Consider the following 13,920-nt stretch of genomic DNA (forward strand, 5'->3'; position numbering starts at 1 on the left):
TCCGCGGCACACGACGACGTTATGCCCGGTCCGGGGTGCCAACCGACCGCTCATGACGCGACGTTGACGTAACCGCGTCCACCCCTGACGCGATGCTGGCGCCCGGCCCGTGCCGTTGATCAGGGCGGCATCAAAGTCGATCAGGCCGGCATCAAAGCGGCGGGATGCTCTTGCGGTCCGTGCGCGCGGACCAGTTGGATGACCCACGGAGCGGGAACCGGGCACCGGGACAGCCGGCCGGCCCCCGGTCACGGCCCGGCCCGGCCCGGCCGCCCGGCTCCCCGTTTCACTCGAAGGTTTCACTCCGGAGGAGCCCCGATGATCCAGCTTCCGCCGCACCACCTGCCCGCCGAGCCCCGCTGGTTCGCTCCCGGGGCTCCCGGGCCCGCCGCCCTGCCCGAGCACGTCACGGCCACCGGTGTCGGCAGCTGGTGGGCCGACCGCGCCCTGGACCCGCGGGCCGTGGCGGTCTCGTGCGCCGGCCATGTGCTGCTGAGCGGTGATCCCGGCAGTGTCGCGCCCGGCCTGCTGGCTCCCTTCGCGCACAGCCATGTCGAGGCTCCGGCCCGATTCCTGCCGGTCCTCGGCAGCGCCTTCGACCGCGTCGTACCGGACGAACGCATGGTGTACATCCACCGCGAGCCGGTGGAGCCGCCCCGTCCGCCGCGGGGTGTGACCGTCCGCCGTCTGACGCCCACGGACGCGCCCGCGCTCGCCGCCCTCTCGGCCGACTCGTCCTGGATATACGACAGTTGGGGCGGGCCCGAGGGCCTCGCGGCCTCCGGGCACGGCTGGGCCGCGGTCGACCGCGACGGCCGCGTCGCCGCCGTGGCCTGTGGCTACTTCACCGGACAGGCGTACGAGGACGTCGCCGTGCTCACCACGCCCGAGCGCCGCCGCGAGCGCCTCGCCCTCGCCTGTGTCACGGCCCTGTGCGCGGACATCACCGCGCGCGGGCGCACGGCGAGCTGGTCCTGCGGGCGCGAGAACCGCCCGAGCCGCCTGCTGGCCTGGACGGCGGGCTTCCGGCTCGAGCGCGAGTACGTGCAGTACGTCACCGGAAAGCACGTGGCACCGCCCCGGCACGCAACGGACGTGCCCGCTTGACGTACCCGGCTGACGTGCGCGCCTGACGCGCCAAGCATTAGCCGCCCGCTCGTTCGAGATCAAGAGCGATCAGAAGAGGGCAAGGTCACAGCCTTCGGTGGCACCGCGTGCCATGGGTTGCGCCCTAGCATCGGGGCATGACGGTCCTGCCTGACGACGGGCTTTCCCTGGCCGCCGAGTTCCCTGATGCGACCCATGAGCAGTGGCACCGCCTTGTGGAAGGCGTGCTGCGCAAGTCGGGTAAGGACGTATCGGGGACGGCCGCAGAGGAAGCGCTGTCCACCACCCTCGAGGACGGGCTCACCACCCGCCCCCTGTACACCGCGCGCGACGCCGCGCCCGACGCCGGTTTCCCCGGCTTCGCCCCTTTCGTCAGGGGTTCCGTTCCCGAGGGCAACACCCCGGGCGGCTGGGACGTCCGGCAGCGGTACGCGAGCGCCGATCCCGCGCGCACCAATGAAGCGGTCCTCACCGATCTGGAGAACGGCGTCACCTCGCTCTGGTTGACGCTGGGCTCCGCCGGTCTTCCGGTCACCGGTCTGGAGCGTGCGCTCGACGGCGTCTACCTCGACCTGGTGCCCGTCGCGCTCGACGCGGGCAGCGAGTCCGCGACCGCCGCGCGGGAGTTGCTGCGCCTGTACGAGGCCGCGGGCGTCGCCGACGACGCGGTGCGCGGCACGCTCGGCGCCGACCCGCTCGGGCACGAGGCCCGCACCGGGGAGAAGAGCACCTCGTTCGCGGCGGTCGCCGAACTGGCCCGGCTGTGCGGGGAGCGCTACCCCGGTCTGCGCGCGCTGACCGTGGACGCGCTGCCGTACCACGAGGCGGGTGCCTCCGCCGCGCAGGAGCTCGGTGCCTCGCTCGCCACCGGTGTCGAGTATCTGCGCGCCCTGCACGACAAGGGTCTCGGCGTCGAGAAGGCCTTCGCGCAGCTGGAGTTCAGGTTCGCGGCCACCGCCGACCAGTTCCTCACCATCGCCAAGCTGCGCGCCGCGCGCCGCCTCTGGGCGCGTGTCGCCGAGGTGTCCGGGGTGCCGGCCGCCGGGGCGCAGCGCCAGCACGCGGTGACCTCGCCGGTGATGATGACCCGCCGCGACCCGTGGGTGAACATGCTGCGGACCACCGTGGCGTGCCTCGGCGCGGGTGTGGGAGGCGCCGACGCCGTCACGGTCCTGCCGTTCGACCACGAGCTCGGGCTGCCGGACGCGTTCGCGCGCCGCATCGCCCGCAACACGTCGACGATCCTCCTCGAGGAGTCGCACCTCGCGCGTGTCATCGACCCGGCGGGCGGCTCCTGGTACGTGGAGCGGCTCACCGACGAACTCGCCCACGCGGCCTGGGACTTCTTCAAGGAGATCGAGCGCGCGGACGGCCAGGTCGCGGCGCTCCGCTCCGGCCTGGTCGGCGACCGGATCGCCGCGACCTGGGCCGAGCGCAGGAAGAAGCTGGCCCGGCGCCGCGAACCGATCACGGGTGTCAGCGAATTCCCGCTGCTCACGGATCGCCCGGTCGAGCGCGAGCCCGCGCCCGCCGCCCCGTCCGGCGGTCTGCCCCGGGTGCGCCGCGACGAGGCGTACGAGGAGCTGCGCGGCCGTTCGGACGCGCACCTGGAAACGACCGGCGTCCGCCCGAAGGTGTTCATCGCCGCGCTGGGGCCGGCCGCCGCGCACACGGCGCGCGCGACGTTCGCCGCCAACCTCTTCATGGCGGGCGGCGTCGAGCCGGTGCACGACCCGGTGTCGGTGGACGCGGAGACGGCCGCCGAGGCGTTCGCGGCGAGCGGCGCCACGGTCGCGTGCCTCTGCTCCAGCGACGCGCTCTACGCCGAGCAGGCGGAAGCGGTCGCGCGGGCCCTGAAGTCGGCGGGCGCGCTGCGGGTGTTCCTCGCGGGGCGCGGGGAGTTCGCCGACATCGACGAGTACGTCTTCGCGGGCTGCGACGCGGTCGCGGTGCTCACCTCCACCCTCGACCGCATGGGAGTGGCGTAATGCGGATCCCCGAATTCGACGACATCGAACTGGGCGCGGGCGGCGGCCCGTCCGGCTCGGCGGAGCAGTGGCGCGCCGCCGTGAAGGAGTCCGTCGGCAAGTCCGAGTCCGACCTCCTGTGGGAGACGCCCGAGGGCATCGCGGTCAAGCCGCTGTACACGGGCGCCGACGTCGAAGGCCTCGACTTCCTGGAGACGTACCCGGGCGTCGCACCGTATCTGCGCGGCCCCTACCCGACGATGTACGTGAACCAGCCGTGGACGATCCGGCAGTACGCGGGGTTCTCCACCGCCGAGGAGTCCAACGCCTTCTACCGCCGCAACCTCGCGGCAGGACAGAAGGGGCTCTCGGTCGCCTTCGACCTGCCCACGCACCGCGGGTACGACAGCGACCACCCGCGCGTCACCGGTGACGTCGGCATGGCGGGCGTGGCCATCGACTCCATCTACGACATGCGTCAGCTCTTCGACGGCATTCCGCTGGACAAGATGACGGTGTCGATGACGATGAACGGTGCCGTGCTGCCCGTTCTCGCGCTGTACATCGTGGCGGCCGAGGAGCAGGGCGTACCGCCGGAGAAGCTGGCGGGGACCATTCAGAACGACATCCTCAAGGAGTTCATGGTCCGCAACACCTACATCTATCCGCCGAAGCCCTCGATGCGGATCATCTCCGACATCTTCGCGTACACGTCGCAGAAGATGCCACGCTACAACTCCATCTCGATCTCCGGCTATCACATCCAGGAGGCGGGCGCGACGGCCGACCTGGAGCTGGCGTACACGCTCGCCGACGGTGTGGAGTACCTGCGGGCCGGGCAGGAGGCGGGCCTGGACGTGGACGCGTTCGCGCCTCGGCTCTCCTTCTTCTGGGCGATCGGCATGAACTTCTTCATGGAGGTCGCCAAGCTCCGCGCGGCGCGCCTGCTCTGGGCGAAGCTCGTGAAGCAGTTCGACCCGAAGAACGCCAAGTCACTTTCCCTGCGCACCCATTCGCAGACGTCGGGCTGGTCGCTGACCGCGCAGGACGTGTTCAACAACGTCACGCGCACGTGTGTCGAGGCGATGGCGGCGACGCAGGGCCACACGCAGTCCCTGCACACGAACGCCCTGGACGAGGCGCTCGCCCTGCCGACCGACTTCTCCGCGCGGATCGCCCGCAACACCCAGCTCCTGATCCAGCAGGAGTCGGGGACGACACGGACGATCGACCCGTGGGGCGGCAGCGCGTACGTGGAGAAGCTGACGTACGACCTGGCGCGCCGCGCCTGGCAGCACATCGAGGAGGTCGAGGCGGCGGGCGGCATGGCGCAGGCCATCGACGCCGGCATCCCGAAGCTGCGCGTGGAGGAAGCCGCCGCGCGCACCCAGGCCCGCATCGACTCGGGGCGCCAGCCGGTCATCGGCGTCAACAAGTACCGCGTGGACACCGACGAGCAGATCGACGTCCTGAAGGTCGACAACTCCTCGGTGCGCGCCCAGCAGATCGAGAAGCTGCGGCGCCTGCGCGAGGAGCGTGACGACGCCGCCTGCCAGGACGCGCTGCGCGCCCTGACGGCGGCGGCCGAGCGTGGTCCCGGCCAGGGACTGGAGGGCAACCTGCTCGCGCTTGCCGTCGACGCCGCCCGGGCGAAGGCCACGGTCGGTGAGATCTCCGACGCACTGGAGAGCGTGTACGGGCGGCACGCGGGCCAGATCCGTACGATCTCCGGTGTGTACCGCACCGAAGCAGGCCAGTCGCCGAGCGTGGAGCGCACGCGCGCGCTGGTGGACGCGTTCGACGAGTCCGAGGGGCGCAGGCCGCGCATCCTCGTCGCGAAGATGGGTCAGGACGGCCACGACCGCGGTCAGAAGGTGATCGCGAGCGCCTTCGCCGACCTGGGCTTCGACGTCGACGTCGGCCCGCTGTTCCAGACGCCGGCGGAGGTCGCGCGCCAGGCCGTCGAGGCGGACGTGCACATCGTCGGCGTCTCCTCGTTGGCCGCAGGGCACCTCACCCTCGTACCGGCACTGCGCGAAGAGCTGGCCGCGGAGGGCCGCGACGACATCATGATCGTCGTCGGCGGCGTCATCCCGCCGCAGGACGTCGAGGCCCTGCACGAGGCGGGCGCCACGGCGGTGTTCCCGCCCGGCACGGTGATCCCGGACGCGGCGCACGACCTGGTGAAGCGTCTGGCGGCCGATCTCGGCCACGAACTGTGAGCCGGTGAGGGCCACTCCATGCCTGTGACGATCGACATCGATGCGTATGTGAAGGGCGTCCTCGACGGGAAGCGCGCGTACGTGGCGCGTGCCATCACCCTCGTCGAGTCGACGCGGCCCCAGCACCGTGCCCTGGCGCAGGAGTTGCTGACGGAGCTGCTTCCGCACAGCGGTCGGGCGCGGCGGGTCGGCATCAGCGGGGTGCCGGGCGTGGGCAAGTCCACGTTCATCGACGCGCTCGGCGTGATGCTCACGTCGCTCGGCCACCGGGTCGCGGTGCTCGCCGTCGACCCGTCGTCCACCCGAACGGGCGGCTCCATCCTGGGCGACAAGACCAGGATGGAGCGGCTCTCGCTGGATCCCGCCGCTTTCGTACGACCCTCTCCTTCCGCCGGAACGCTCGGCGGTGTCGCCAAGGCGACGCGGGAGTCGATCGTGGTGATGGAGGCGGCGGGGTACGACGTGGTGCTCGTGGAGACCGTGGGCGTCGGCCAGTCGGAGACGGCGGTCGCGAACATGGTCGACACGTTCCTGCTGCTGACCCTCGCCCGCACGGGCGACCAGCTGCAGGGCATCAAGAAGGGCGTCCTTGAGCTCGCGGACGTCATCGCCGTGAACAAGGCGGACGGGCCGCACGAGCGCGACGCGCGCTCGGCCGCGCGTGAACTCGCGGGCGCCCTGCGTCTCATGCACCCCGCCGACTCGGCGTGGACCCCGCCGGTCCTGACGTGCAGTGCCCGTGAGTCGAGCGGTCTGGACACGCTCTGGGAGCGCATCGAGCAGCACCGCACCCTCCTCGACTCGACCGGCCGCCTCGCCGCCAAGCGCCGCGACCAGCAGGTCGACTGGACGTGGTCGATGGTGCGGGACGAACTCCTCGGCAGGCTGCGCGGGGACGCGGAGGTGCAGCGGGTGGCCCCGGAGCTGGAACAGCGCGTCCGTGAGGGTACGTTGACGGCCACGTCGGCGGCCGAGCGGATCCTCGACGCGTTCCGGACCGACCGCCCCTGACCCGCCCCGCCCGAACGGAGCCACCCGCACCATGCACGCCACGCCCGACGCGCCCGACGACTCCCCCGTGCTGCTCCGCCGCGAGGGCCGCGCCGGGCACCTCGTCCTGAACCGGCCCCGGGCCATCAACGCCCTGAACCACGCCATGGTGCGGATCATGGCGGACGCCCTTGACGCGTGGGAGCGGGACGATTCGGTGGCGACGGTGGTCCTCACCGGCGCCGGGGAGCGCGGGCTGTGCGCGGGCGGCGACATCCGCTCCATCCACGACGACGTCCGCACGGGCCGTGCGGAGGCGTCGGCCGCGTTCTGGCACGACGAGTATCTGCTCAACGCCCGGATCGCCCGCTTCCCGAAGCCGTACGTGGCCGTCATGGACGGCATCGTGATGGGCGGCGGCGTCGGTGTGTCGGCACACGGGAGTGTGCGGGTGGTCACCGAGCGGTCGCGGGTCGCGATGCCGGAGACCGGCATCGGCTTCGTGCCCGACGTGGGTGGTACGTACCTCCTCACGCGCACGCCCGGCGAGCTCGGCACCCATCTCGCCCTCACCGGCACGGCGGTGGGCGCGGGCGACGCGCTGCTGTGCGGGCTCGCCGACCACTTCGTACCGTCGGAGCGGCTGCCGGAGTTCACCGCGGCGCTCGCCGGATCGGAGGCAGCCGAAGTCGTACGGCAGTACGCGGCCGAGTCTCCCGCCGGTGAACTGGCCGGGCACCGCGAGTGGATCGACCACTGCTACGCGGCGGACTCCGTGGAGGAGATCGTCGACCGGCTGCACGCCTGCGGCGACCGGCACGCGAAGGAGGCGGCCGAGACGATCCTGGCGAAGTCGCCGACCTCCTTGAAGGTCACCCTGGCCGCGCTGCGCCGGGCCCGTGAGCTGCCGTCCCTGGAGGCCATCCTCGATCAGGAGTACCGCGTCTCCTGTGCCGCGCTGGGCTCGCCCGACCTGCCCGAGGGCATCAGGGCCCAGGTCGTCGACAAGGACCGCAGGCCGCGCTGGTCGCCCGCGGAGCTGGGGCAGGTGACGGAGGCGGACGTCGCCCGGTACTTCGAGCCGACGGGCAGGGACTCGCTGGGCCTCCTCTGACGAGATCTCGGCGCCTTCGCCGTCACGGCGGGTCCGTCTCCGTGACCACGGCGAGGAGCTGGAAGGGCAGCTCCTTGTCCCACTGCGCGATGCCGAGGGCTATCCAGCGGCCGTCCACCTGCCACAGGTGCAGATCCGGCACGCAGGAGCTCAAGTGGGCCCACGGCTCCGGTATCTCCTCGGCCGCGTCGCCGTCCGCGTCGCCGAAGTCCACTGCCACGGTGCGCTCGAAGAGGCTCGCCAGGCTGAACTTCTGCGGCGGTCCCCAGCGGTCGGCGAGGAGCACGGTCAGCGCGTCGCGCTCCGCCTCGTACTGCTCCTCGGTGGCCTCGCGGCGGGTGCCGTCGTCCTCCCAGAAGGTGTCGCTCGTCAGTAACTCGGCGATATGGAACCCGGGTCCCCCGGAACCGCTCGGCGACCTGCCGTGCTCAGCGGGGAAGTCCCGGGAGCGCAGCAGGTCGAGCGTGGCGAGATGCTGTGCGGTACTCATGGCATCCAGACTCATGCCACCCAGTAAAGCGGGCGCCACTGACAATCAGTCACGCGTCGCGGCGCCGGACCGCCCACCAGCCGGCGAGGAGCGCGGCGGCCGCCCAGGCGGCGCACACCGCGAGCCCGGCCCACGGACCGAGGCCGCCCGCCGGGTTCTCGTGCAGCACCTGCTGGCCCGCCTTGTCGGGCAGGTAGCCCGCGGCGCCGCTCGCCACGTCGCCGACCACGAAGGAGACGATCAGGGTGAAGGGGATGAGGATGCTCAGGACGGCGACTCCGCTGCGCAGCACGGCCGTCAGACCGGCCGCGAGGAGTGCCATCAGCGCCAGGTAGACACCACCACCGACGCAGGCCCGCACCGCTCCCGGGTGGCCGAGCCCGATCGCGTGGTCCCCCATGAAGGCCTGGCCGGTCAGGAAGGCGCTGAAGGCGGTGGCGAGTCCGGCGAGCAGGGCGAGGCCGCCGACGACCGCCATCTTGGCGCCGTAGAAGAGTCCGCGGCGCGGCACGGCGGCGAGCGAGATCCGCAGGGCGCCGCTCGTGTACTCGGCGGAGACGGCGGTGGCGCCGAAGCTGATGGCCGCGATCTGACCGAAGTTGAGGGCGTAGAAGGCGTCGAACAGCGGCTCGGCGTCCGCGTTGTCCGCCTCGGCCTGGCCGACCGACGCGAAGGCCAGGGCGGTGATGGCGACGGTCACCGCGAACACGGCGATCAGCGAGCCCCAGTTGGACCGCAGGGTCCTGATCTTGATCCACTCGGCGTGGGCCACGGGCAGCGCGGCGGTGTTCGACATGGTCAGGCCTCCTGGCGGGACGTGGCGGTGTTGCTGGTCGCCTTGAACTGGGTCTCGTCGGCCGTCAGAGCGAGGTACGCCTGCTCCAAGGAGGCCTGTTCGTCGGCGAGTTCGAGGACCGGGACCCCGGCGCTCGCGGCGATGGCGCCGATCTCCTCGGCCCTGGCCCCGTCGACGGTCCACCGGCCGTCCATGGCCTCTCCGAGGGTGTAGCCCTTCGCCGACAGGATGCCGCGGAGCCGGTCCGGGTCGGTCGTGCGCACGCGGACCCGCGCGTGGCTGTGCGCCTCGATGAACTCGGACATGGGGTGGTCCGCGAGGAGCCTGCCCCGGCCGAGGACCACGAGGTGGTCGGCGAAGGTCGCAGTCTCGTTCATGAGGTGGCTGGAGACGAGGACGGTGCGGCCCTCCCTGGCCAGGCGCCGCATCAACTCACGGATCCAGATGATGCCTTCGGGGTCGAGGCCGTTGGAGGGCTCGTCCAGCAGGACTACCTGGGGATCGCCCAGGAGAGCCGCCGCGATGCCGAGCCGCTGCCGCATGCCCAGCGAGAACGTCTTGATCCTCTTGTCCGCGACGGACCCGAGCCCCGCCTCGTCGAGCACCTCGTCGACGCGGCGCGCCGGGAGGCGGTTGCTCACCGCGAGGGCGAGGAGGTGATTGCGGGCGGTGCGCGACCCGTGGGGCGCCTGGGCGTCGAGGAGCGCCCCGACGTGGCGCAGCGGGTCGGTAAGCTCGGTGTAGGGGCGGCCGCCCACCGTGGCCGTGCCCGAGGTGGGGCGGTCCAGGCCGAGGACGAGGCGCATGGTGGTGGACTTGCCGGCGCCGTTGGGGCCGAGGAATCCGGTGACACGGCCGGGGCGGACGCTGAACGTGAGGGCGTCCACGGCGCGGGTCGTGCCGTACTCCTTGGTGAGGTCTTGGACGTCGATGCTGGTCATGGACTCAGCCTCGCGGCCGCGGCCCGTCGGGGTCTTCCCCCGCCCGGGGAGATCGTCTCCCCCGCACGGGGGAGCCGGGCGGCCCGCGTCACCTGGCACGATGGCGGAATGCCCGGCTTGCTGAGACCTCTGACGCGTGCGGTCACCTATACGCGGTGGCTGCACCTCCTCATCGGTTCGGGGGTCGCCTGGGTCTGCGGCGCGATCTACCCGGGGCTCTCCAGTCCCTCACGCACCACCTGGCTGCTCGTGGTGCTCGATCCCGTTCCCCTGCTGCTGATCGCGGCCATGGTGCCCGCCATGCGGCGTGCGGAGGGCTTGCAGGCCCGGATGATGCTGTTCCCCGGCCCGCACGCGACGGGGGGCGACGGGGAGGATCCGGGCATCTCGGTGGCTCCGTCGGCCTCGTGGCGCGACCGTGGCAGAACCGCGCTCTGGCTCGTGCTCCGGCTGGAGGCCGGCTGCGCCATGGTCCTGATGACGGGGCAGCTCATCGGCATGGTCTTCGCGTCACTCGGCGCGAACGACGAGCCGTCGGACACCGACGGGCTGCTCCTGCCGGTCGTGCGCGGGTGGGCGGCGCTGCCGCTGGGCGTTCTCCTGGTCCTGGCCGAGTTCGCGATGATCGTCGCGTTGGGCCGCCTGATGGCCCGGGCCGCGCGCCGTCTCCTCGGCCCCTCCCCCGCCGAGCGCCTCGCCGTCCTGGAGGAGCGGACCGAGCAGCTCCTCGAACGCAACCGCATCGCGCGGGAACTGCACGACTCCATCGGTCACGCGCTGACCGTCGCCGTCGTCCAGGCGGGCGCCGCCAGGGCCGCGGGCGACCCGGAGTTCACCGACCGCGCCCTAGAGGCCGTGGAGGAGACGGGCCGGGCCGCGCTGGAGGACCTGGAGCGGGTGTTGCGCGTGCTGCGCGAAGACGGGCGGCCCGCGAGCGCCCGGCCGACGCTCGCCGACGCCGAGCGCCTGCTGGACTCCGCCCGCGCCTCGGGGGCGAAGGTCGACGTCGAGGTGACGGGCCCGGTGGAGCGGGTGCCGGGGCCGGTCTCCCGCGAGGGATACCGCATGCTCCAGGAGGCGTTGACGAACGTCCTGCGTCATTCGGGTCCGGTGCCGGTGCGGCTGCGGATAGCCGTCGACGACGCCCGCCTGGTGATGAACGTACGCAACGCGCTCCCGCCGGAGTCGACGGCTGTCACCGGACGCGGCGGCAGCGGGCTCCGCGGCATCAGGGAGCGGGCCACGCTGCTCGGCGGGCGTGCCACGACGGGACCGCACGACGATGAATGGCAGGTGCAAGTCGAGCTGCCGCTGAAATGATCTACGCTGGCCGGATGCCGGTCACAGTGCTCCTCGTCGACGACGAACCTCTCGTGCGCGCGGGTCTGCGGGCCGTCCTGGAGGCGCAGCCCGACATCCGGGTGGTCGGCGAGGCGGCGGACGGCGCCGCGGTCATCCCGCTCGTCCGTGAACTGCGCCCCGACGTGGTCGCCATGGACGTCCGCATGCCGCTGCTCGACGGCATCGAGGCGACGCGCGCGGTGCTGCGCACGGTGCAGGACCCGCCGAAGATCCTGGTGGTGACGACCTTCGAGAACGACGAGTACGTGTACGAGGCGCTGCGCGCGGGCGCCGACGGGTTCCTGCTGAAGCGGGCCAGGCCGGCGGAGATCGTGCACGCGGTGCGGCTGGTCGCGGAGGGCGAGTCGCTGCTGTTCCCGCAGGCCGTCCGGCAGCTGGCCGGCGAGTACGGCGGGGAGCGCGGCAATCCGCAGGCGCGGGCCACCCTGGAGAGGGCGGCGCTGACCGAGCGCGAGGCGGAGGTGCTGCGGCTGATGGCACGCGGCCTGTCGAACGCGGAGATAGCGGCCCGCCTTGTCGTCGGCACGGAGACGGTCAAGTCGCACGTCAGTGCCGTGCTCGCGAAGCTGGGCGCGCGGGACCGGACGCAGGCGGTCATCGCCGCGTACGAATCCGGTTTCGTCTCTCCGGGGTGACGGGATGACGGAGCCGCGCGGTCCGCGGGCGGGCCCGGCACTCGCCGTCGAACCGTCGTGCGAGTACGATCCGGCCATCATGCGCACGAGCTGGGAGGACGGACGTTGGGGCGGCTGACCGGCGGGGACCCCTCTCTGTTGCGGCGGATCAACTCCGCGGTGGTGCTGCACGCGCTGCGCGCCGCGGACTTGGCGACGCTCACGGAGATCACCCGCGTGACCGGGCTCTCCCGGCCCACCGTCGAGGGGGTCGTCGAGGGGCTCATAGAGGCCGGGCTCGTGGTGGAGTCCGCGGCCGAGGAGGTCGGTGCCCGGCGGCAGGGACGGCCCGCGCGGAAGTTCCGGTTCCGTGCGGAGGCGGGTCATCTGCTCGGTCTGGAGATCGGCCCGCACCGGGTGGCCGCCGTCCTCTCCGATCTGGACGGCAAGGTTCTCGGCACGGCGTCGAAGGCTGTCTCCGAGGAGGCCTCCGCGGACGACCGGCTGGAGCGGCTGCGGACCGCGGTCGCCGATCTGCTGCGCCGGGCGGGGATCGCCCGCAGTTCGCTGCGCGCCGTCGGGGTGGGCAGCCCCGGGATCCTGGACGCGGACGGCACGGTGCGGCTGAGCACGGCGCTGCCCGAGTGGACGGGGCTCCAGCTGGGCGAGCGGCTGCGCCGGTCGTTCAAGTGCCCGGTCCTGGTGGAGAACGACGCCAACGCCGCGGCCGTGGCCGAGCACTGGAAGGGCGCGGCGACCGACACAGACGACGTGGTGTTCGTCCTGGCGGGGCTGAGTCCAGGTGCGGGGTCGTTGATCGGCGGGCGGCTCCACCGGGGGTACGGCGGTGCGGCGGGTGAGATCGGCGCGCTGCACCTGTTGGGCCGGGAGGTCACTCCGGAGACGCTGCTCTCCACCACGGGTGAGCCGCTGCATCCCCTGGACGAGCCGGCGGTCGCCGAAGTCTTCGCCCACGCGCGTGAGGGGGACGAGCGGGCCCAGGCGGCCGTGGAGCGCTTCATCCAGCGGCTCGTGCACGACGTGGCGGCGCTGGTCCTCGCCCTCGATCCCGAGCTGGTCGTGGTGGGCGGCTGGGCGGCGGGCCTGGACGGCGTCCTGGAGCCGCTGCACCGGGAGCTGGCGCGCTACTGCCTGCGGCCGCCGCGGGTCGCGCTGTCCCTGCTCGGTGAGGCGGCGGTGTCGACCGGCGCGCTGCGGCTGGCGCTCGACCACGTCGAGGAGCAGCTTTTCGCCGTCGAGGGGACCGTCACCGCGCGGCGGTGAGGAACCCCTCCACGGCGGCGGCAGGCGGCGGCCGGGCGTCAGGAAGCGTCGTGCTCCGACTCGTGGTGTATCTCCACGCCGCCGGTGTCTCCGAAGGTGAGCCTGCAGGTGTCGGCGCGGTACGTGGCCACGGACACCGCCGCCGTACGCCCTTCGGCGAAGAAGCGGGTCGTCACGACGAGCACCGGCGCTCCGGGAAGGCGGTCGAGCGCCTTGGCGTCGTCGGCGCGGGCGGAGCCGAGCTCGACGGCCCGGTCCTGGCCTTCGAGGGCGAGCCTGGCCAGGTCGCGCAGGACCACACGCGCGCGTGCCGCGCCGGACGGGGCGTCCATGCCGGTCAGTTCGGCGACCGATGACATGGGCACGTACAGCAGCTCGGCGGCCACCGGCTGGCCGTTCGAGACGCGGGTGCGGCGCACCACGTGCACCTGCTCGTCCGCGGCAAGCCCCAGCATGCGGGCCACCTCCGCGGGCGGGGCCGCCGGGGCGCAGTCGGCGGGCTGCCAGGCGTCGCCGACCGCGCCCGGCCAGGCGCCCTGCGCGGATCCGACGGCCACACCCATCCGCGGCGGGGCGACAGTCGTGCCCACTCCACGGCGGCGCTGCAGCCTGCCTTCCAGTTCCAGCTGTTCCAGTGCCTGCCGGAGCGTGGCGCGGGCGACACCGAACCGGGCCGCCAGATCGCGCTCGTTCGGCAGGATCTCCCCCACGGCGAATTCGGAGTCGAGCGCCTCACTGAGCACCGTCTTCAGGTGCCAGTACTTCGGCTCCGGCGCCGTTTCGAGCTGCGTGGTCCCCACCCTGTCCTCCGCAATCGCCGTCGACCGGCGGCGTTTTAGCGCCCTTGTTTATTAAAGGTTCCTGCACTATCTCTGCGACCATAGGCCTGCACCCACCCTTGGTCAAGACCAATCCTGGATCCGTTACAGCCTGCACCGGGGTGATGCCACAGAGCATTCATGCGGAGTTCGCACGGGGCCAAGCAGGCGTAATCGGCCACGCGCGCGTGAACGGTCGGCGAAGGACGCACGAC

Annotated in this window: 12 protein-coding genes; 8 read left to right on the forward strand and 4 right to left on the reverse strand. The window is 72.4% G+C overall.

The features are described from left to right. Positions 1–318: 318 nt before the first annotated feature. The 5 genes from ACH4D5_RS25540 (at position 319) to ACH4D5_RS25560 (ending at position 7,400) form a co-directional block, all read left to right on the forward strand. On the forward strand, positions 319–1,107 hold the full coding sequence (locus ACH4D5_RS25540) for a GNAT family N-acetyltransferase (RefSeq protein WP_398306746.1): 789 nt from the start codon (positions 319–321) through the stop codon (positions 1,105–1,107). 137 nt (positions 1,108–1,244) lie between these two features. Beyond that, a complete protein-coding gene (mutA, locus tag ACH4D5_RS25545) occupies positions 1,245–3,095 on the forward strand; it encodes a methylmalonyl-CoA mutase small subunit (protein WP_398306748.1) in 1,851 nt (616 codons plus the stop codon). Then, a complete protein-coding gene (gene scpA / locus ACH4D5_RS25550) occupies positions 3,095–5,296 on the forward strand; it encodes a methylmalonyl-CoA mutase (RefSeq protein WP_398306750.1) in 2,202 nt (733 codons plus the stop codon). Before mutA ends, scpA begins: the two co-directional genes overlap by 1 nt. Positions 5,297–5,314: 18 nt before the next feature. After that, the gene (meaB, locus tag ACH4D5_RS25555; protein ID WP_398306752.1) at positions 5,315–6,307 is read left to right on the forward strand and encodes a methylmalonyl Co-A mutase-associated GTPase MeaB; all 993 of its coding nucleotides are present in this window, start codon (positions 5,315–5,317) and stop codon (positions 6,305–6,307) included. A gap of 31 nt (positions 6,308–6,338) precedes the next feature. Next, the gene (locus ACH4D5_RS25560; RefSeq protein WP_398306753.1) at positions 6,339–7,400 is read left to right on the forward strand and encodes an enoyl-CoA hydratase/isomerase family protein; all 1,062 of its coding nucleotides are present in this window, start codon (positions 6,339–6,341) and stop codon (positions 7,398–7,400) included. Between the two features lie 22 nt (positions 7,401–7,422). Here the strand turns inward: ACH4D5_RS25560 and ACH4D5_RS25565 are convergent, their stop codons facing one another. Genes ACH4D5_RS25565 through ACH4D5_RS25575 form a run of 3 tightly spaced genes read right to left on the reverse strand, consistent with a single transcriptional unit; the run spans position 7,423 to position 9,627 of the window. Then, the gene (locus tag ACH4D5_RS25565; protein ID WP_398306755.1) at positions 7,423–7,890 is read right to left on the reverse strand and encodes a hypothetical protein; all 468 of its coding nucleotides are present in this window, start codon (positions 7,888–7,890) and stop codon (positions 7,423–7,425) included. Positions 7,891–7,939: 49 nt separating this feature from the next. Then, positions 7,940–8,686 (reverse strand): ABC transporter permease, encoded by a 747-nt coding sequence (locus ACH4D5_RS25570; RefSeq protein ID WP_398306757.1) that lies wholly within the window; start codon positions 8,684–8,686, stop codon positions 7,940–7,942. A 2-nt stretch (positions 8,687–8,688) separates the two neighbouring features. After that, positions 8,689–9,627: an ABC transporter ATP-binding protein gene (locus ACH4D5_RS25575; RefSeq protein ID WP_398306759.1), complete on the reverse strand. Its 939-nt coding sequence runs from the start codon at positions 9,625–9,627 to the stop codon at positions 8,689–8,691. Positions 9,628–9,735: 108 nt separating this feature from the next. Between ACH4D5_RS25575 and ACH4D5_RS25580 the strand changes: the two genes are divergently transcribed. The 3 genes from ACH4D5_RS25580 (at position 9,736) to ACH4D5_RS25590 (ending at position 12,887) form a co-directional block, all read left to right on the forward strand. After that, positions 9,736–10,947, forward strand: a complete 1,212-nt coding sequence (locus tag ACH4D5_RS25580) for a sensor histidine kinase (protein WP_398306761.1) — start codon at positions 9,736–9,738, stop codon at positions 10,945–10,947. A gap of 14 nt (positions 10,948–10,961) precedes the next feature. Then, the gene (locus tag ACH4D5_RS25585) at positions 10,962–11,624 is read left to right on the forward strand and encodes a response regulator (RefSeq protein WP_398306763.1); all 663 of its coding nucleotides are present in this window, start codon (positions 10,962–10,964) and stop codon (positions 11,622–11,624) included. Between the two features lie 105 nt (positions 11,625–11,729). Then, entirely contained in the window at positions 11,730–12,887 is a 1,158-nt protein-coding gene (locus ACH4D5_RS25590; RefSeq protein ID WP_398306765.1) for an ROK family transcriptional regulator, read from the forward strand. 38 nt (positions 12,888–12,925) lie between these two features. Here the strand turns inward: ACH4D5_RS25590 and ACH4D5_RS25595 are convergent, their stop codons facing one another. Continuing rightward, positions 12,926–13,687, reverse strand: coding sequence for a GntR family transcriptional regulator (locus ACH4D5_RS25595; RefSeq protein WP_398306767.1), 762 nt, complete (start codon positions 13,685–13,687; stop codon positions 12,926–12,928). Between the last annotated feature and the right edge of the window lie 233 nt (positions 13,688–13,920).

The organism is Streptomyces sp. NPDC018029, from assembly GCF_044327655.1.
Classification (GTDB): domain Bacteria; phylum Actinomycetota; class Actinomycetes; order Streptomycetales; family Streptomycetaceae; genus Streptomyces.